This is a genomic window from Paenibacillus hamazuiensis, from assembly GCF_023276405.1.
Lineage (GTDB): Bacteria > Bacillota > Bacilli > Paenibacillales > NBRC-103111 > Paenibacillus_AF > Paenibacillus_AF hamazuiensis.
The window spans coordinates 7,018,893-7,038,614 of sequence record NZ_JALRMO010000001.1; the positions used below are offsets into that span (position 1 = coordinate 7,018,893).

Below are 19,722 nucleotides of genomic sequence, written 5' to 3' on the forward strand. Positions count from 1 at the left end.
GCGCAAAACCATGGGAGGGAGACAAACAAGGTGAGCAAGCAGTTTACGGTAGTGGAAGGCGGTTCGGTCACGACGCCGAAAGGGTTTAAGGCAGGCGGACTGCACTGCGGACTGAAAAAAACGGAGCGCCATGACCTCGGCGTCATCGTTTGCGAGGTGCCGGCAGCGGCGGCCGGCGTTTACACGCTCAACGCATTTCAAGCGGCGCCGCTGCGCGTGACGCAGGAAAGCATCGCCGCAAGCGGCAAGCTGCAGGCGATGCTCGTCAACAGCGGCAACGCCAACGCGTGCACGGGCAAGCAGGGCGAAGACGACGCCCGGGCGATGCGCGCCGCCTGTGCCAAGGCGTTCGGCGTCGCGGAGCACCACGTCGGCGTGACGTCGACCGGGGTGATCGGCGAGCTGCTGCCGATGGGCAAGGTGACGGCCGGCATCGAGCGGCTGCCGGAGCATGTAAGTGAAGCCGGCGGGGACGACTTCAGCCAGGCGATTTTGACGACAGACCTCGTGAAGAAAGAAACGTGCGTGAGCCTGACCGTAGGCGGCAAAACGGTACATATCGCGGGAGCGGCCAAAGGCTCGGGCATGATTCATCCGAATATGGCGACGATGCTCGGGTTTATTACGACGGACGCGAACATCGACAGCGCGAACCTGCAAAAGCTGCTGAGCGGCGTGACCGATTCCACGTTCAACATGATCACCGTGGACGGCGACACAAGCACGAACGATATGGTTGTGGCGATGGCGAGCGGTTTTGCCGGGAACGACCCGCTGACGTCGGCTCATCCGGACTGGGCGGCTTACGAGTCTGCGTTCCAATATGTCGCGGAGTACTTGGCGAAAGCGATCGCCCGCGACGGCGAAGGCGCGACGAAGCTGATTGAGGTGACCGTGGTCGGCGCCGTGTCCGACGATGCGGCCAAGGCGATCGCCAAGACGGTTATCGGCTCAAGCCTCGTAAAATCAGCCTGCTTCGGCGCCGATGCCAACTGGGGCCGCATCATCGCGGCGGTTGGCCGTGCCGGACAGCCTGTGAACACCGAGACGGTGGATATCCGGCTCGGAGATATCGTGACGCTGGAGCAGTCGCGACCGGTGAAGTTCGACGAAGAAAAGGCCGCAGAATACTTGAAGGGCGACTTCGTCCACATTCATGTGAATTTGAACATGGGTTCGGGCAAAGCGACCGGCTGGGGCTGCGACCTGACTTACGACTATGTCCGCATTAATGCGGCATACCGGACGTAACGGACATAACAATCGGAATAAGCCGCGATCGATTCAGATAGATATAAAAATCCGGGCTGGCGGCAGCCGGGTACGATCCTCACCCGGGACAGGGAAAGGAACGGAGAGGTACCTGCTGCGGGAAATAGCTTAGCTCCGGGTCAGCCAAAGGGGAAACGAACGGATGAATGGAAACTGTTTTGTGATGAAATGCGGCGGCAGCACGCTGGCGGCGCTGCCCGATGCGTTTTTTGACGATATGAAAAGGCTGCAGGACGAGGGTCTCATCCCGGTCATCGTGCACGGAGGAGGTCCGGCGATTTCGTCGACGCTTGAGAAGCTCGGCATTGAGACGGAGTTTGTAAACGGCCTGCGCAAAACGAACGAAGCGGTGCTCGACGTCGTCGAGATGGTGCTGTCGGGCCAGATCAACAAGGAGATCGTCCGCAAAATCCAGCTGTCCGGCGCAAAAGCGCTGGGGCTGTCCGGTGTCGACGGACATCTGATCCAGGCGCAGCCGGTCGCCAATGCCCACGAAGTCGGCCTTGTCGGCGACGTGACCCACGTCAATGCGAAGCTGATCGAAGGTATCGTCAAGATGGGCTACATGCCGGTCATTGCACCGGTAGGCCTCGGCGCCGACGGCGGTCAGCGATATAACATCAACGCGGATACGGCGGCCGGCGCGGTAGCGTCTCATCTTGGCGTCGAACGGATGATCGTCGTGACCGACGTGCCGGGCATCATGAAGACGGTGGACGGGGAAAAGGTCGTTTTGCCGTCCGTGACGGTACAGGAGATAGAAGAGATGATCGCTTCCGGCGAAATTTACGGAGGCATGATCCCGAAGGTGCGCGCAGCGATTCAGTGCATCCAGGGCAAGGTGCGGGAAGTCGTCATCGTCAACGGAGCGGAGCCCGGAGTGCTCAGCAAGGTGCTGAAGGAAGGAACGGTCGGCACCCGGATTGTCAGATAGACGCCCGTTCGCTGCAGGCTGATCTGATCGCTTTGGCGGAAAGTAAGTTTCCGTGAGTGGCAGAGGTGTTTGATTTTATCGTTAAGGAGTGAATCAGATGGGAGACGGAAAAAGCTCATTGTTCCCGACCTACGGCAGATACCCGCAAGCGTTTGTGAAAGGGGAAGGCAGCAAGCTGTGGGACGAGGACGGCAACGAATATTTGGATTTGATGTGCGGGCTTGCGGTGACGAACCTCGGGCATGCGCCTAAGCAGGTGGCTGACCGGCTCAAGGAACAGCTCGATACGCTGTGGCACACGAGCAACCTGTTCCACATTCCGCAGCAGGAAAAGCTCGCCAAGCTGCTGACGGACAACAGCTGTGCGGACCGGGTGTTTTTCTGCAACAGCGGGGCCGAGGCGAACGAAGCGGCGATCAAGCTGGCGCGCCGGTATTATGCGAAGGTGCTGAACCAACCGCAGCGCTACGAAATTATTACATTTCACATGTCGTTCCACGGGCGGACGCTGGCTACGTTGACCGCGACCGGTCAGGACAAGGTAAAGGAAGGATTTTATCCGCTCCCGGAAGGGTTCGTTTACGCTCCATACAACGATGCGGAAGCCGTGGAAAAGCTGATCGGCGACAAAACGTGCGCGATCATGATCGAGATGGTGCAGGGCGAAGGCGGCGTCAATCCGGTGAACCGCGATTTCGTAAACCGGCTCGTCGAGCTGTGCGACCGGCACGGACTGCTGCTCATCGTCGACGAGATTCAAACCGGTATGGGCCGCACGGGCAAGCTGTTCGCGTACGAGCATTACGGCATCGAGCCGGATATTTTTACATTGGCCAAAGGGCTGGGCAGCGGCTTCCCGATCGGAGCGATGCTCGGCAAGGAAAAGCTGGCCGAGGCGTTCTCGGCAGGCAGCCACGGCTCCACGTTCGGCGGAACGCCGCTGGCGTCGACGGCAGGGCTCGCCACACTCGAGACGATCCTCCGCGAAAACGTCGTGGAGCGCGCCGCCGAGATGGGGCAGTACATCGTCAGCACGCTTACCGCGAAGCTCGCCGGCAACCCGCTGGTGAAGGAAGTGCGCGGGCTCGGCATGCTGATCGCGATCGAGTGCCACCAGCCGGCGGCGGAGCTGATCGCCGAGATTCACGCGCAGCGCGTGCTCGTCGTGCCGGCCGGACCGAACAACATCCGCCTCGCGCCTAGCCTTGTCATCGACAAGGCGGACGTCGACCGCGGGATCGAAGTGATTTGCGGCGTGCTCGCGAAAAAGGCGACAGCGGCCGTTTAGCTCTTATTTTTGCACGGAAGAAAGGGGAGGGACGTATTGGCAGGTACCGCAGAACAACAGGATATGGCGTTGGAATTGAAAGGGCGCGATTTTCTCGGCTTGGTGGACTATACACCGGAAGAGATTCAATATTTGATCGATTTGGCCATCGAGCTGAAACGGAAGCAAAAAGCGGGCGAGGTGTACCAGCCGCTCAAGGGAAAGACGCTCGGCATGATTTTCGAAAAATCGTCCACACGGACGCGCGTTTCCTTTGAAGTGGGCATGTATCAGCTCGGGGGGCATGCGCTGTTCTTAAGCCGCAACGATTTGCAAATCGGCCGGGGCGAGACGATTTGGGATACGGCGCAAACGATGTCGCGGTATCTCGACGGCATCATGATCCGCACATTCGCGCATAAAACGATTGTCGAGCTCGCTCGGGGAGCGACGATCCCGGTCATCAACGGGCTGACGGATCTATCTCACCCTTGCCAGGCACTGGCGGATTATCAGACGATTTTCGAGAAAAAAGGCCGGCTGCGCGGGTTAAAGTTCGCTTTTATCGGCGACGGCAACAATATGCTTCACTCTTTGATGATGGGCGCGGCGAAGCTCGGGCTTCACTTCACGGCGGCGACGCCGGAAGGTTACGATCCGGATCCGGAAGTGCTGCAAATTTCCCGGGATGTCGCCGGCCAGACGGGAGCAACGATCCAGCTGCTGCGCGACCCGAAGGAAGCGATCGCCGAAGCCGACGTCGTCTATACGGACGTATGGGCGAGCATGGGCTTTGAAGAGGAGCAGAAGGAACGGGAAATCGCGTTCAAGAACTACCAGGTAAACGAGCAGCTCGTCAAATACGCGAAGCAGGATTACTTGTTCATGCACTGCTTGCCGGCGCACCGCGGCGAAGAAGTGAGCGAGGGTGTCATCGACGGACCGAATTCGATCATTTTCGACCAGGCGGAAAACCGTCTGCATGCGCAAAAAGCGGTCATGGCGGCGATCATGTAATTTGAAACGATTTAACGAGGGAAGAGGAGAGAGCACATGGCTAAGCAAAAAATCGTACTGGCCTACTCCGGCGGCTTGGACACGTCGGTCATTTTGGCCTGGCTGAAGGAAAAATACGACGCGGAGATCATTACGTTTACCGCAGATATCGGACAAAAAGACGAGCTCGACGGGCTTGAGGAAAAAGCGCTCAAAACCGGCGCTTCGAAAGTATACATCGACGACCTGCGCGAGGAATTCGCGAAAGACTTCATTTTCCCGATGTTCCAGGCGGGGGCGCTTTATGAAGGGCAATATCTGCTCGGCACGTCGATCGCCCGCCCGCTGATCGCCAAACGGATGGTCGAGATCGCCCGCGCGGAAGGCGCTTTTGCCATCGCCCACGGCGCTACCGGCAAAGGCAACGACCAAGTGCGCTTCGAGCTGACGGCGGCGGCGCTCGCTCCGGAGCTGGAAGTGATCGCCCCTTGGCGTCTGGATGAGTTCCGCGAGCAGTTCCCGGGCCGCGCCGAAATGATCGCTTACGCCGAGAAGCAAGGCATCAAGATCCAAGCCTCCGCGGCGAAGCCGTATTCGACGGACCGCAACCTGCTGCACATCAGCTTCGAAAGCGGCATTTTGGAGGATCCGTGGTTCGATCCGAGCGCGGATGAGAACAAGGATATGTTCGTGCTGAGCGTTGCTCCCGAGGATGCGCCGGATCAAGCGGAATACGTCGAGCTCGAGTTCGAACAAGGCAACTGCGTCGGCATTAACGGCGACCGGATGGACCCGCTGACCGTGATGGAAAAGCTGAACGAAATCGGCGGCAAACACGGCATCGGCCGCGTCGATATGGTCGAGAACCGCTTCGTCGGCATGAAGAGCCGCGGCGTGTACGAGACACCGGGCGGCACGATTTTATTTACCGCCCATCGCAAAATGGAGTCGCTGACGATGGACCGCGACGTCATGCACCTGCGCGACTCGCTCATCTCGAAATACGCGTCGCTCGTGTACAACGGCTTCTGGTTCGCGCCGGAACGCCTTGCGCTGCAAGCTCTGGTAACGGAGAGCCAGAAAAACGTAACCGGCGTCGTGCGTCTGAAGCTGTACAAAGGCAACGTGATCGGCGCCGGCGTCAAAAGCCCGGTCAGCCTGTACAACCCGAACATCGCGACGATGGAAGCCGATCCGACGCAGGCGTACAATCAAAACGACGCAACGGGCTTCATCCGCCTGAATGCGCTGCGTCTCAAGGTCGCTTCCGGCGTGCAGCAGAACGCAGGCAAGTAATACGTATGCAGGATAGCGGCAAGCGGGAATCGGCGATTTTGAAGCTGCATTCCGACAATGAGCTTCTCCGGCGCGTGGCACGCGCGTAGCCGGACCATCAGCGAATTAAGGCGGCGGATACCGTTCTTGCCTTCACAAGCAGGCTTTCCCAACCGATGGGAAAGCCTGCCCTTTTATGCAGCATTATGGTATAGTTAGTGGTAGTGTGCTTTTAAAGAGAAAGGGGCAATTTTCGGTGTCAAAGCTTTGGGGTGGACGTTTTACGAAAAAGACGGACCAGTTGGTGGAGGAATATACCGCATCGATCATGTTCGATAAGGAGCTCGCCGAAGAGGACATTCAGGGCAGTCTGGCGCATGTGACGATGCTGGGCAAGTGCGGAATACTGCCGGCGGACGATGTAGAGAAAATCAAAGACGGCTTACATAAGGTGCAGGGGATGATCCGCCGCGGAGAGATGGAGTTTACCATCGGCGATGAAGACATCCACATGAACATCGAGAAAGCGCTGATCGACGAGATCGGACCGGTCGGCGGCAAGCTGCATACGGGCCGCAGCCGCAATGACCAGGTGGCGACGGACATGCACTTGTACCTGCGCAAGCGGGTGGTGGAGTTCGTCGGGCTGCTGAACAAGCTGCAGGAAGCTTTGATCGGACAAGCGAAAAACAACCTCGATACGATTTTGCCGGGTTATACGCATTTGCAGCGGGCGCAGCCGGTTCTTTTCGCCCATCACCTGATGGCGTACGTTTCGATGTTCCAGCGCGACGCGGAACGTCTCATCGACAGCTACAAGCGGATCAATGTGCTGCCGCTCGGAGCGGGCGCTTTAGCCGGGACGACGTTCCCGATCGACCGTCATTTTGTAGCCCAGCAGCTCGGCTTTGACGGCGTATATGAAAACTCGCTGGACGCGGTGAGCGACCGCGATTTCATCCTCGAATTTTTGTCGAACGCGTCGATGATCATGATGCACCTGTCGCGTTTTTGCGAAGAAATGGTGCTGTGGTCGAGCACGGAGTTTCACTTTGTCGAGCTGGACGATGCGTTCTGCACCGGCTCCAGCATTATGCCGCAAAAGAAAAATCCGGACGTGGCCGAGCTCGTGCGCGGCAAAACAGGCCGGGTGTACGGCAACCTGTTCGGCCTCTTGACCGTGCTTAAATCGCTGCCGCTGGCGTACAACAAGGACATGCAGGAGGATAAGGAAGGCATGTTCGACACCGTTCGCACGCTGCAGGGAGCGCTGCAGCTGTTTGCGCCGATGGTCAGCACGATGAAGGTGAACAAGGACCGGATGCGCCAGGCGGTCAACCAGGATTTCTCCAACGCGACCGATATCGCCGACTACCTGGTGAACAAAGGACTTCCGTTCCGCCAGGCGCACGAGGTGATCGGTAAAACGGTGCTGTACTGCATCCAGCAAAAGAAGTTCCTGCTCGATCTCACTCTGGACGAGTTCCACCAGTTCTCGAAGATGTTCGAAGCCGACATCTACGATGTGCTCCAGCCGGAACGCGTCGTCAACGCGCGCAACGTTTACGGCGGCACCGCTGCGAATCAAGTGGAGGCCGCGATCGGCCGCGCCGAGAAGCAGCTGGAGCAGAATGAAGCGTGGTTTGAGCAGTATTACCAAAAAAGCCGTTAATCAGCAGATTAATAAAAAAATCCCTCAAGCCGCATTGCCTCGCTGGCAAGGCGCTTGGGGGATTTTGTGCATATCGGCATTTCTCCAAGAAGTATCCGCCCTCCAACGGGTACAGCAACGCGTGGCGGCATGAGATTTTGCGTGAGCAAACCCATGCCGCCAAACGCGGGCAAGAGGCACTCGGTCGCTCCATAGGCGTCGCTCCAAAAGTACAGCGTGTCGGGGACTGGCTTTTTACCCGAAGGAAAAAGCCGTGTCCCGACAAACGCGAACTAGAAGCGAGCAGTCCTGCATTACGGGCGGGCCCGGGACGCCCGAGCGCCCAATGCTGCGCAAGTTAAGTGCGACCATAACAGAACTGTGGTGCGCTATATCGGTCCATTTCAGGTATTTTTGGAAATTAGCGGAACTCAGGTGTTCTATTTGCCTGTTCGTCCGATATAAATGCCGTTTTCCATCGATTTAGCGCATCTCAGTTCCTTTATTTTTCCGATGCAGCAATTTTTTCGAGAATAGAGAACATGCGTTCCGCTATTTTCAGAAGCTATAAGCTGCTTGTTTTAGAAGCAAGACCTATCAGATTCGGACCCAGATCCATCGAAAGCGTTAACCTGACAACATTGCCCGGGCGACTTGAGAGCTTTGCGGAGCGAAGCCAGCTTCGGAAGCCTGGGTCCCTCCGGTGGGGGGGACTTAGGGGGGCTCCAGCGATTTAAGGGGCCTACGCCTCAGCGGAATATCGGCCCCTTCACTCCATCCTCCACGAATGGCCGCGTCTCCTCGCCCTGCCGGATATCCTCCGGTTGTCCTCCTCGATTGGCAGCCACCAGTGTCGGTTGAGCCGAATACGTGTCTTTGGACACAAGCTCGCGGCCGACGATGCGGCCGTCCACCTTTTTAATCCGGTAAGTCTCGACTTTATAGCCCGGCTTGCCTTTGCTGAGCAGCTCGGTCTTGCCGCGCGGCAGCTGCGGGTTGTGCACGTATTTAACCGGCGGCTCAAGGGTTTCGATCGTTTTCGACTCGACGTCGTAGGTGATGTTCTCCGGTGCACTGCCGAACAGCTTGACGGTCACCTGAGAATCGGTCGTCGAAGTGCGGATAAGCAGATGGGCGCCAGTTGTGTTCCGGAACTTGAAATTGATGTAGCCGCTCGCAAAGGTAGCGTCCTGCCCAAGCGGCACGTAACTGACTGGAAGCGAATGGTTGCGCCTCTCCACGATTTTGAGGCCGCTGCGCAGCACCGCGTTGTACAGCGTTGACGAAACTTGGCAAATGCCGCCGCCGATGCCTGGTACAAGCTTTCCGTTCAGAATGACCGGAGCATCCTTATACCCGTATTTGGCTTCGGTCAGCTGAATGAACTTGCCGTAGTCGAATATTTCGTCCGGTTGCAAGACAACATCGTGAATCGAGGCGGCGGTGGAGCGCACGTTATGAATGCGGCCTTCGCTGTTGTTCAGAAGCGGATACACGGTCGTAAACTCGGCCAGCTTGCGTTCGATTTTCTCCGCCTTCAGCTTCTGCAGCGTGACTTCGGGGGATACCGCGATCACCGGCACTTTAACGGCAATCGAAGCGGACGGAGGCGCCTGGCCCGGAGGAGGCAGCTGATCTTTAAGAAGCGCGGCCAGCTTGCTTTCATCGATGCGTTCGACATTTTGCTCAGGGACGTAGCGGATGGTGTCGTCCCCCTCGACAATCCGCTGGGCGTTCGCAGGTTTCGCATCGTACACCTTGGCCCAGACGCGAAGCAGCGTTTGCTTCAGCGCTGATTCGTCTATAGAGATAGCAAAGATAAGCTCGCGCCCCTGCATCTGCCAGCGATACTTCGCGCGGGACCATAACGATCCTTCCTTGAGCGGGCGTAGGGCGGAGAGCACCTGATCCGTGCCCGTCGTCAGTCCGAGCTGTTCCATAAGCCAAGCTGCCTCATTCGGATCTGCCCGTTCCATTTGCAAAACGACTCGCTGCCTGCGCAGCGCCTCCGCATGCTCATCCAGCTTTTTTTCCACCCACTCGATGTTCATCCCGCTAACGGACCAGCCGGATATCGTGACCCCTGCCGGCATCGACTTGCTTCCCCCGTAAACGATCAGCGCCACAGCCGCGGAAAACACAACGACCAAAAGAATCAGGATCGCTGCCGTTTCAGGTTTGCGCAGACCCAGCATCGTACTCAGGCTCCTTTTTTCATGCGGATGGATGTCCCAACAAACGGTACGAGCTAAATATATGCGGGCACCGGACAATAGTTGTCTGTAAAAATAAGACCGATTTCTACACGGGCCGGCGAAATTGTGAAAAGATTTGGAAAACCCGTCGGATTTAAAGGATTTTGCGGATGAGTGTCGAACTTATATAGGCTGACTAAACAATTTTTTCGGTTGCGACGACAGCGAAATAATGGCCTAAATACAGGATGTGATACTGTGATTGAGATGCAGGACGTATGGAAGACATATTCCGACGGGACTCATGCGCTCAGAGGAATCAGCGTGAAAGTCGATCCGAGCGAATTTTTATATGTGGTTGGCCCTTCCGGTGCCGGAAAATCGACATTTATGAAATTGATATATAGGGAAGAGCGCCCGACAAAAGGAAGCATTTTCGTGAGCGGGTTCAACCTGGAAAAGCTCAAGCAGCGCAAAATCCCCTACGTGCGCCGAAATATCGGGGTTATTTTTCAGGATTTTCGCTTGCTGCCGAAGCTGACGGTATATGAAAACGTCGCTTTTGCGATGGAAGTGATCGAGGCTCCGAAGAAAATCATCAAGAAGCGCACGGCCGAGGTGCTGGAGCTTGTCAAGCTGAAGGACAAGGCAAATTCGCTGCCGACGCAGCTGTCCGGAGGCGAGCAGCAGCGGGTCGCTATTGCCCGGGCAATTGTGAACAACCCGTCCGTTATTATCGCGGACGAGCCTACAGGCAACCTCGACCCCGAAACTTCGTGGGGCATCATGAAGCTGCTCGAGGAGATCAACTTCCGCGGAACGACGATCATCATGGCAACGCACAACAAAGAAATCGTGAACACGATGCGCAAGCGGGTACTCGCCATCGAGCAGGGAAAGATCGTTCGCGACGAGATCCGGGGTGACTACGGTTATGAGGATTAGCACCGCCGCCCGACACGTCCGCGAAGGCTGCAAAAACGTCGTTCGCAACGGCTGGATGTCGTTTGCCTCGATCAGCTCGATCTCGATATCCTTGTTCATCCTCGGCGTGTTTTTGCTTTTGACGCTGAATGTGAACTACTTGGCGCAGCAAATCGAAAGCCAGGTCGAGATCCGCGTTTATTTGGAAGTCAACACGCCGAAAGAGCAGATCGCATCGCTGCAAAGCGATATTACCGCGATACCCAATGTGGCCAAGGTCACCTTCGTCTCCAAAGAAGAAGGCTTAAAGTTCCTGCGGGAAAAGCTTGGCGAAAGCGGCAAGGCGCTGTTGGACGGCTTCGAAGGTGAAAACAACCCGCTTAACGATTCGTTTACGATCGAGGTGACCGAACCGCGGGAAGTGGCTGCCGTAGCCGGAAAAATCACCGAACTGAACAACGGCAAAAACCCGAAGCCGATCTATAAAGTCAGCTACGGACAAGGCACGGTCGAAACGATGTTCAAAATAACCGGCATCGTCCGCAATATCGGCCTGGTGCTGGTCGCGGGACTTGCGTTGACGGCGATGTTTTTGATCGCGAATACGATCAAGCTGACGATTTTAAACCGCCGCCGTGAAATCGCCATCATGAAGCTGGTCGGCGCGACCAACCAGTTCATTCGCTGGCCTTTTTTCATCGAAGGAGCGCTGCTTGGCACGATCGGCTCGATCATTCCCGCCGGCGCGCTGCTTTACGGCTACTGGGAGCTGATGAACGCAACCGAGCTCGAGCTCAGCTTGCTGCTCATCAAGCTGAAGCCGTTTGAGGAAATCGGATACGTGCTGACGGGACTACTGCTTGGCATCGGCATCATGATCGGCATCTGGGGCAGTCTGCTGTCGGTACGCAAGTATTTGCGGGTGTGATAGGCAACAGTGGTTGAAGGTTTTCAAGTTTCACATTAGCAGACAGTGGAGCGCGGAGACACATCGTTTTGCACAAGCAAAATGTGTGACGACCGGCGCGAGGTTGAGTCACATTATAGCTCCCGAGGCATCGCACCAAAAGTAAAGCGTGTCAGGCATGGGATTTTTACCCGAAGGTAAAAGTCCATTCCTGACAAACGCGGACTAGAAGCGAGCTGCCGCTCCAATCGGGCGGGTCCGGGGCGCCCGAGCGCCTGGGGTCCCCCTTTGGGGGATTTAGGGGGGACGAACCTTTAGGGGGAGGTATTATTACCGTGAAAAAGTCCATACTGCCCTGGGCGGTTACGGCAGCATTAGTAGGAACGCTGATAGCGCCGCAGCTCGGGCTTGCCTTGTCGGAATCGGCGCGAATCGATCAGGAACTGGCCCAGCTCAAGAAGCAGAAGGCGGCCGCTCAGCAAAAAGCGAACGAAGCGCAAAGCCAAATCAATAAAGTGCAGCAGGAAAAGCAGCAAGCTGCCAAAGATATCGATACGATTATGGATCAGCTCGACGAGACGAATCAAAAGCTGGCCGAGTTGAATAAAAAAGTAGAGGACACGACGGCCGAGCTGAAAGAAAGCGCGAAAAACCTCGAGGATGCCGAGGGCCGGGTAGCCGCGCGCGATCAGATGCTGAAGTCCCGGCTTCGCCTGATGTACATGAACGGCGTCGTCTCGTACGCCGACGTACTGCTCAGCTCGACCAGCTTCACCGATTTTCTCGATCGTCTGAACGCGTTGAAGACGATCGTAAGTCAGGATAAGGAAATACTCGAAGCAAACCAGCGGGACCGCGACCTGATCGCCGAGAAAAAGAAGGCGGTCGAGCTTCAGCTCGCTGAAGTCAAGCAGCTGTACAGCGACGCCGAGGCGGTCAGAAGCGATCTGGCTGCGAAGGAAAAGGAAAAAGAGGTTAAGATCGCGAGCCTTTCCAAAAAGGAAAAGGACCTCGAAGATATTTCCGAGGAGCAGGAACGTCTCCTCATGCAGTTCGCCAAGAAGGAATCGCAGCTGCTTGCCGAACAGGTGAAATCAAAAAAGAAAACGGTCAATTTTACATACAGCGGCGGAAAATTCGGCTATCCGCTCGTCAAACAGGCACCGATGACCTCGGACTTCGGAGTTCGAAAGGATCCGTTTACGGGCAAACAAGCCGGACATACCGGCATCGATTTAGGCGCTCCGCAGGGTACGGACATTTTGGCGGCGGAAGGCGGCGTCGTCATTATGGCCGGTTGGTGGAGCGGTTACGGCAATACCGTCATCATCGACCACGGCAAAGGCGTCTGGACGCTATACGGCCATATCCGCAATGACGGCATCGTTGTCGAGAAAGGCGAGACCGTCAAACGGGGGCAAAAAATCGCCGAAGTCGGCTCCACGGGCCGTTCGACCGGGTATCATCTGCACTTCGAGGTGCGCATCAATGAGGAGCCGGTTGACCCTAAGCCTTATTTGCGATAAGCTTTTTTCGAGAAGCGGGCCGTATTCCAGTTAATAAATGGGTACAGCTTGTCATATACTAAAAGGACGATAGCTTGACGGGCTAAGCAAAAGGCGGTGGAACTTGAATGACATTTAAAGGTCGCACGGTATTGGCATTTATTTTACTGGCGATGTTTGCCAGCAGCATCATGACGCTGACGCTGGTGCAGCCTTCCTTTCTTGCGGAAAAAGGAGGCCAAGTGTCGGCGGCGGTCAGATCGGGAGGGCTCACCTCCAAAGACATCGGCAAGCTGTCGACCACGTTTCAGCTCATCGAAAGCAAATATTTGAGCGAGGTCGATCATGATAAGGTGATCAACGGCGCGATTAACGGAATGCTTGCTACGCTGGACGATCCGTTTACGGTCTATATGGATCAAAAGGAAGCGAAGCAATTTGACGAAAGCATCACGTCTTCGTTCCAGGGCATCGGGGCGGAGGTATCGTTGGAAGACGGTAAGGTGACCATCGTTTCGCCGATCAAAGGCTCGCCGGCCGACAAGGCGGGGCTTCATGCCAACGATATCATCGTTTCCATCAACGGAGAGAAGCTGGACGGCTTGACGCTCAATCAGGCGGTCATGAAAATCCGCGGCCCGAAAGGCACGCAAGCGAAGCTGGAAGTGATTCGCGCGGGGTCGACGGAGCCAATCCAGTTCATCGTCGTGCGCGACGACATCGATGTGGAGACGGTATTCAGCGAAATGCTGGACAATAACATCGGCAAAATCGAAATCCGCCAGTTCTCGAGCAATACCGCGCAGCGGTTCAAGGAGCAGTTAAAGGCTCTCGAGGATAAGGGCATGAAAGGTCTGATCATCGACGTGCGCAACGATCCGGGCGGACTTTTGTCGTCCGTGGTGGAGATCGTCGAGCCGTTCGTGCCGAAAGGCAAGCCGATCGTCCAGATCGAGAACCGGAAGGGCGAGCGGGAGCAAACCCCTTCGAACGGCGGCACGAAAAATTATCCGGTGTCCGTGCTCATCAACAAGGGGAGCGCCAGCGCGTCGGAAATTTTGGCGGGGGCGCTGCATGACTCGGCCGGCAGCAAGCTGATCGGGGAAACGTCGTTCGGTAAGGGTACCGTCCAGGTGACGTTCGAGAAGGAGATGGGCGACGGAAGCAATATCAAGATGACCGTCTACAAATGGCTCACTCCCAACGGCACATGGATTCATAAAAAAGGCATCGAGCCGGACATTCCGGTTGAGCAGCCGGCTTACTACAAGGTGCTTCCGCTCAGCAAAAAAGCGACGCTGAAGCCGGATACGACCGGAGACGATGTGAAAAACCTGCAGCTGATGCTGACGGGTCTCGGCTTTGATCCGGGCCGGACGGACGGCTATTTCAGTGAACAAACGGCCACGGCGGTCAAAGCGTTCCAGCGTGTAAACGGGCTGCCGATGACAGGCGAAGTCGATACGGATACGGCGAACAAGGTAGAGAAGGGGATCCTTGCTTTAATCCGCGATCCGAAAAACGACCTTCAGCTGAAGGCGGCCGTCCAATACATGCAGACGGCAGTGAAATAAACTGGAAATTGGCGTCCGGAGCAGGATTCCGGCAAAGCGGCGTCGAATGAGAATAAGAAGGCAGGCTGCAAGGTCTCGCCTTCTTATTCTTTTATTTTAAGGAGTCATTTGGATGGATGTGGCCGTTGAAATAGGGAAGAAACTGCTTTCCGCCGTCGTGCAGCTCATTACGCATCCTTTTTATTACGTAGGCATTTTATTTGTGATCCTGCAATACCGCAGGCAAATCATGTTCGAACGGAAGCTGTTTTCCGTCAAGCTGCACTCCATCGTTCCGGAGACGTGGCGCGCCGTGCTTTGGGGATTGGTCGGAGGATTGTGCGCTTCGGTCGTGCTCGCCTTTGTCGGTGCAACGCTGCAGCCGGAGGCGCTCCTGCTGCTTTGGGTTATTTCGCTGCTGCTCGTATTCGTCAGGGTGCGGTATTTGTGCCTCGCTTATGCCGTAGGCGTAATCGGTATATTGCAAACGGTGCTGATCTGGGTGCCGCAGCTGCAAACCGTCGAGCCTTTGAAATGGCTCGTTAACGTTCTGCTGAGTGTGGATATGCCGCCGCTGCTTGCTTTGGTCGCGGTGCTGCACCTGCTGGAGGCGCTGCTTGTTCGTTTGCAGGGGGCAAGATCGGGAAGTCCGATGTTTTATGAGAGCAAGCGGGGGAAAATTGTCGGAGGGTACCAACTGCAAGGATTTTGGCCGGTTCCGTTGTTTTTGGTCGTTCCGCTGCAGGGCGGCGGGATGGAGCTTCCCTGGCAGCCGCTGCTCGGAGGAGAGCTTTGGCAGTACGGCTGGGCCGTCGCCGGGTTCCCATTCATGCTGGGGTTTGCCGAGCGGACCGTCACCCGGCTGCCGCAGGATAAAGTGCGATGGAGCTCGACCCTGCTCATAGCCTACGCGCTGCTCGTCTTTCTTGGCGCACTGGCGGCGGAATGGATGAGCGTGCTGACGATCGCCGCTTCGCTGCTCTGCATCGGGCTGCATGAGGCGATGCTTGCGCTGAGCCGGATGGATGAGGCGGACCGCAGCCCTTATTTCGTGCATAACCGCAAAGGTTTGATGATTCTCGCGGTATTGCCGGATTCCGCCGCGGAGCAGCTCGGACTGAAAACCGGCGAAATCATCCATAAAGTGAACGGATTCCCGGTACTCAGCAAGCAGGATTTGCATTTCGCCATGCGGCAAAATTCGGCGTTTTGCAAGCTCGAGGTTCTTAATCTGGACGGCCAGAGCAAATTTTTGCAAAAGCCGCTTTATGCCGGAGAGCATCACCAGCTCGGCATCGTGTTGGCGCCGGACCAGGACGCGCTTTATTTTGCCGAGGAAAGGCCCCCTGGTATCATCGCATATGTACGCCGCAAGCTGGTCGGGCTCATCAGCAAACAGCCGCCGAGCCACAGCGCGTAGGCAAAGAAAAACCTTGTCTTCCGGCGGCATGCCGCGGAGGACAAGGTTTTCTCAATTGGATGGAGTGCTTTTGCCGTCTTCCCGGAGCACGACGATTTCCACGCGGCGGTTTTTGGAACGGCCTTCGGCGGTATTGTTGTCGGCAACAGGACGGGTGTCGGCGTATCCGGTGGAGATAAACTTTTTCGGATCCAGGCCGGCGTTATAAATAAAATAGCGGAGTACGGATAAAGACCGTTCGTTGGACAAACCCCAGTTATCTTTATAAACGGAACCTGTCGATAAAGGCAAATTGTCGGTGTGGCCTTCGATGCTGATCGTCGTGTTCAGCGTAGGGAACAGAGACGCCAGCTTGTTCAGAATCGGGTAGGACGCCTGCTTCAGATCGGCCCTTCCCAGGTCGAACAGGAACAAATCGTTGAGCGTAACCGCCACGCCGCGGGGGGTGTTCGTTGCCGAAACCTGGCTGGACAAATTTTCCTGTTGTATGTATTCTTGTACCTTTTGCAAAAGATTTTGCAGCTGCTCTTCCTTTTCGCGTTTTTCCTTCTCGGCCTGGTCGCTCTTCGGCTTGTTGCCTTCTTCTTTGGACTTCGCCACATTCACCCGGCCGAGTACGCCTTCGCCTTGCGGAAGCGGGGAGTCCGCCTTTTGAAACGTCATATTGAGCGCCTGCGCGAGAACGGAATATTTATCGACGTCGATTTTACTCATGGCGTACATGATGACGAAAAAGATGAGAAGCAGCGTGATCAGATCCGCGTATGTAATCAGCCAGCGTTCGTGATTTTCATGAGCTCCGTGCTTTTTATTCTTCCGCGCCACTGTCAGCAACCTCGCCTTCTTTATGCTTGTCGTGCAGGAACGAAGCGAGCTTTTTCTTGATCAGCTGCGGATTTTCTCCGGCCTGCAGAGCGAGAATTCCTTCGAGCATCAGTTCCATTTCGGAAATTTGCTCCTTGCTGCGGATTTTGATTTTGTTGGCCAGCGGCAGATAGATCACGTTAGCCGTGGATACGCCGTATAATGTAGCGGTAAAAGCGACCGCAATCGCGGGACCGAGGCTGGACGGGTCGGACAGATTGCCGAGCACGTGAATCAGACCCATAACTGTACCGATGATCCCCATCGTCGGTGCATAGCCGCCCGCGGCTTCGAATATTTTGGCGTAGCCTTCATGCTTATGCTCAAGAGCGTCCATTTCGAGCTCGAGAATTTGCCGCGTCAGCTCCGGATCCGTTCCGTCCACGACCATCATTAGGCCGTCCTTCAAAAAGGCGTTTGAATGCTCCTGCGCGCGCTGTTCCAAGGCAAGAACGCCTTCCCGGCGGGCGATGGTGGCCATGTCGACCAGTTCCTCGATGATGATGGCCGGATCGCGCTTCGTTTCTTTAAAGCCCATGCTGAGCGCTTTGCCGATTTCCTTCAAGCGGGCGAGCGGGAAGCTGACGGCAACCGCTCCGATCGTACCGCCGAGAACGATCAAGGCGGCGCTTGGCACGATGAGTGCGCTAACGTGGCCGCCGTCCCACACATAGCCGCCGACCAGTGCGCCTAAGCCGAATAAGATGCCGATAATTGTTGTCAAATCCATTAGAACCACCCCTAGATCGTCTTTAAAAGGTCAGCTTGCCGCAGGTGCAGGAAACTTTATATGTTTGCAACGCTGCTCCAAAAAAGGTATAATATATGGGAACAAATATTCTTATCCCTCGCGTCGAACCAAGTCGAATCCTGAGAGACAGATGACTCTATATATATCGGACACCGGATTGCAAAAGTTTAGAGGAAAATCCACTTTTCGAAGGTGATTACATGAATGAAGTCGTTCAAATGAACAGGAAGTTCGAGCTCGTTTCGGAGTTCGAACCCCAGGGCGATCAGCCCAGAGCGATCGACGAGCTGGTGCGCAGCATTGAGGCAGGCAACAGACACCAGACGCTGCTCGGAGCGACGGGAACGGGCAAAACGTTTACGGCGGCGCAAGTCATCGCCAGGCTGAACCGACCGACGCTCATCATCGCGCACAACAAGACGCTCGCCGCACAATTGTGCAGCGAGTTTCAGGAGTTTTTCCCGAACAACGCCGTTTCGTATTTTGTCAGCTATTACGACTACTACCAGCCGGAGGCGTATATACCGTCTTCGGATACTTACATTGAGAAAGATTCCAGCATCAACGAAGAGATCGACAAGCTGCGGCATTCCGCGACAAGTTCGCTCTTCGAACGGCGGGACGTCATCATTGTGGCAAGCGTATCCTGTATTTATGGCTTAGGTTCGCCGATGGAATACCGCAGCCTCGTGCTGTCGCTGCGCAAAGGCATGGAAAAGCCGCGCAACGAAATTTTGCACCGTTTGATCGATATCCAGTACCAGCGCAACGATCTGAACTTCGTTCGCGGCACGTTTCGCGTTCGCGGGGATGTCGTTGAGATTTTCCCGGCTTCGCGTGGGGAACAGGCGATTCGCGTCGAATTGTTCGGCGACGAGATCGAGCGGATCACCGAAATCGACGTGCTGACGGGCGAGATACTGGGCGAGCGCGATCATGTGGCCATCTTCCCGGCTTCTCACTTCGTCACGCAGGAAGAGACGATGAAGCGGGCGCTCGTCAACATCGAGCGTGAGCTTGAAGAGCGGCTCGAGGAGCTGCGCGGCGCAGGCAAGCTTTTGGAGGCACAGCGGCTGGAGCAGCGGACACGTTATGACATAGAGATGATGCAGGAGATGGGCTTTTGCTCCGGCATCGAGAACTATTCGGGGCCCCTCACCTTCCGGGAGAGAGGCGCAACGCCTTATACGCTGTTCGACTATTTTCCGGACGACATGCTGCTCATGATCGACGAATCCCATGCGACGCTGCCGCAGATTCGCGCGATGTACAACGGGGACCGCGCCCGGAAAGAAGTGCTCGTGGAGCACGGTTTTCGGCTGCCGTCGGCGCTTGACAACCGGCCGCTCAAGTTCGATGAATTCGAGCAGAAGGTGAAGCAGGTGGTATATATTTCGGCGACGCCGGGACCTTACGAGCTGGAGCATTGCCCGAAAATGATCGAACAGATTATAAGACCGACCGGTTTGGTCGATCCTGTAATAGAAGTAAGGCCTACCAAAGGTCAGATCGACGATCTGATCGGGGAAATTCACGACCGCATCAAGAAGGACGAACGTGTGCTCGTCACGACGCTCACCAAGAAGATGGCCGAAGATTTGACCGACTATTTGAAAGATGTTGGCATCAAAGTACGGTACATGCACTCGGACGTCAAGACGCTGGAGCGGATGCAAATTCTTCGCGAGCTTCGGCTCGGCACTTTCCATGTACTGGTCGGCATCAACCTGCTTCGTGAAGGTCTCGATCTGCCGGAAGTGTCACTGGTGGCGATACTTGACGCGGATAAAGAGGGCTTCCTGCGGGCCGAGCGTTCGCTGATCCAGACGATCGGCCGCGCCGCCCGGAATGCGAACGGCCGCGTTATCATGTATGGCGACAAGGTTACCGAGTCGATGGACAAGGCGATCAAGGAAACGAACCGCCGCCGCACGATTCAGCTTGCTTACAACGAGAAGCACGGCATCACCCCGCAAACGATTCAAAAGAAAGTTCGCGACGTGATCGAAGCGACCAAGGTGGCCGAGCAAAAGGCGGATTATTTGACGGAAGTCAAGCAAGCAAAGATGTCGAAGAAGGATCGCCTGTCTCTGATCGAACGTTTGGAGCAGGAGATGAAAGAAGCGGCGAAGAACCTGCAGTTCGAGCGGGCCGCCGAGCTGCGCGACGCCATTTTGGAAATGAAAGCGGAGCTGTAAGGCGAGGCAG

General features: G+C 56.1%; 15 protein-coding genes. 12 read left to right on the forward strand and 3 right to left on the reverse strand.

The features are described from left to right. Positions 1 to 30: 30 nt before the first annotated feature. From argJ to argH, 6 genes are all read left to right on the forward strand, one after another. Positions 31 to 1,251, forward strand: coding sequence for a bifunctional glutamate N-acetyltransferase/amino-acid acetyltransferase ArgJ (argJ, locus tag MYS68_RS30780; protein ID WP_248929455.1), 1,221 nt, complete (start codon positions 31 to 33; stop codon positions 1,249 to 1,251). Between the two features lie 163 nt (positions 1,252 to 1,414). Further along, positions 1,415 to 2,206 (forward strand): acetylglutamate kinase, encoded by a 792-nt coding sequence (gene argB, locus MYS68_RS30785; protein WP_248929456.1) that lies wholly within the window; start codon positions 1,415 to 1,417, stop codon positions 2,204 to 2,206. A 97-nt stretch (positions 2,207 to 2,303) separates the two neighbouring features. Beyond that, positions 2,304 to 3,494: an acetylornithine transaminase gene (locus tag MYS68_RS30790; protein WP_248929457.1), complete on the forward strand. Its 1,191-nt coding sequence runs from the start codon at positions 2,304 to 2,306 to the stop codon at positions 3,492 to 3,494. 36 nt (positions 3,495 to 3,530) lie between these two features. Further along, on the forward strand, positions 3,531 to 4,490 hold the full coding sequence (gene argF, locus MYS68_RS30795) for an ornithine carbamoyltransferase (RefSeq protein ID WP_248929458.1): 960 nt from the start codon (positions 3,531 to 3,533) through the stop codon (positions 4,488 to 4,490). 36 nt (positions 4,491 to 4,526) lie between these two features. Then, positions 4,527 to 5,765 carry an argininosuccinate synthase gene (locus MYS68_RS30800; RefSeq protein ID WP_248929459.1) on the forward strand — a complete coding sequence of 413 codons (1,239 nt, stop codon included), beginning with the start codon at positions 4,527 to 4,529 and terminating at the stop codon, positions 5,763 to 5,765. Positions 5,766 to 6,000: 235 nt separating this feature from the next. Next, a complete protein-coding gene (gene argH / locus MYS68_RS30805) occupies positions 6,001 to 7,416 on the forward strand; it encodes an argininosuccinate lyase (RefSeq protein WP_248929460.1) in 1,416 nt (471 codons plus the stop codon). Positions 7,417 to 8,144: 728 nt separating this feature from the next. Here argH and MYS68_RS30810 read toward each other — a convergent pair. Next, positions 8,145 to 9,590, reverse strand: coding sequence for a VanW family protein (locus tag MYS68_RS30810; RefSeq protein ID WP_248929461.1), 1,446 nt, complete (start codon positions 9,588 to 9,590; stop codon positions 8,145 to 8,147). A 258-nt stretch (positions 9,591 to 9,848) separates the two neighbouring features. Between MYS68_RS30810 and ftsE the strand changes: the two genes are divergently transcribed. From ftsE to MYS68_RS30835, 5 genes are all read left to right on the forward strand, one after another. Next, complete coding sequence (gene ftsE / locus MYS68_RS30815; protein WP_248929462.1) at positions 9,849 to 10,535, forward strand: cell division ATP-binding protein FtsE; 687 nt, start codon at positions 9,849 to 9,851, stop codon at positions 10,533 to 10,535. Beyond that, the gene (gene ftsX, locus MYS68_RS30820; protein WP_248929463.1) at positions 10,525 to 11,442 is read left to right on the forward strand and encodes a permease-like cell division protein FtsX; all 918 of its coding nucleotides are present in this window, start codon (positions 10,525 to 10,527) and stop codon (positions 11,440 to 11,442) included. Before ftsE ends, ftsX begins: the two co-directional genes overlap by 11 nt. Before the next feature lie 314 nt (positions 11,443 to 11,756). Continuing rightward, a complete protein-coding gene (locus MYS68_RS30825; protein ID WP_248929464.1) occupies positions 11,757 to 12,947 on the forward strand; it encodes a murein hydrolase activator EnvC family protein in 1,191 nt (396 codons plus the stop codon). Between the two features lie 107 nt (positions 12,948 to 13,054). Next, positions 13,055 to 14,500 carry a S41 family peptidase gene (locus MYS68_RS30830; RefSeq protein WP_248929465.1) on the forward strand — a complete coding sequence of 482 codons (1,446 nt, stop codon included), beginning with the start codon at positions 13,055 to 13,057 and terminating at the stop codon, positions 14,498 to 14,500. A gap of 112 nt (positions 14,501 to 14,612) precedes the next feature. After that, positions 14,613 to 15,899, forward strand: coding sequence for a PDZ domain-containing protein (locus tag MYS68_RS30835; RefSeq protein ID WP_248929466.1), 1,287 nt, complete (start codon positions 14,613 to 14,615; stop codon positions 15,897 to 15,899). Positions 15,900 to 15,950: 51 nt separating this feature from the next. Here the strand turns inward: MYS68_RS30835 and MYS68_RS30840 are convergent, their stop codons facing one another. Together MYS68_RS30840 and MYS68_RS30845 are read right to left on the reverse strand one after the other, a co-directional pair. Continuing rightward, entirely contained in the window at positions 15,951 to 16,724 is a 774-nt protein-coding gene (locus MYS68_RS30840; protein ID WP_248929467.1) for a flagellar motor protein MotB, read from the reverse strand. Further along, positions 16,708 to 17,493, reverse strand: coding sequence for a flagellar motor protein (locus tag MYS68_RS30845; RefSeq protein ID WP_248929468.1), 786 nt, complete (start codon positions 17,491 to 17,493; stop codon positions 16,708 to 16,710). Before MYS68_RS30845 ends, MYS68_RS30840 begins: the two co-directional genes overlap by 17 nt. 221 nt (positions 17,494 to 17,714) lie before the next feature. On the opposite strand from MYS68_RS30845, the gene uvrB reads away from it, so the two are divergent. Then, on the forward strand, positions 17,715 to 19,712 hold the full coding sequence (gene uvrB, locus MYS68_RS30850; RefSeq protein ID WP_275983563.1) for an excinuclease ABC subunit UvrB: 1,998 nt from the start codon (positions 17,715 to 17,717) through the stop codon (positions 19,710 to 19,712). Positions 19,713 to 19,722: the final 10 nt, after the last annotated feature.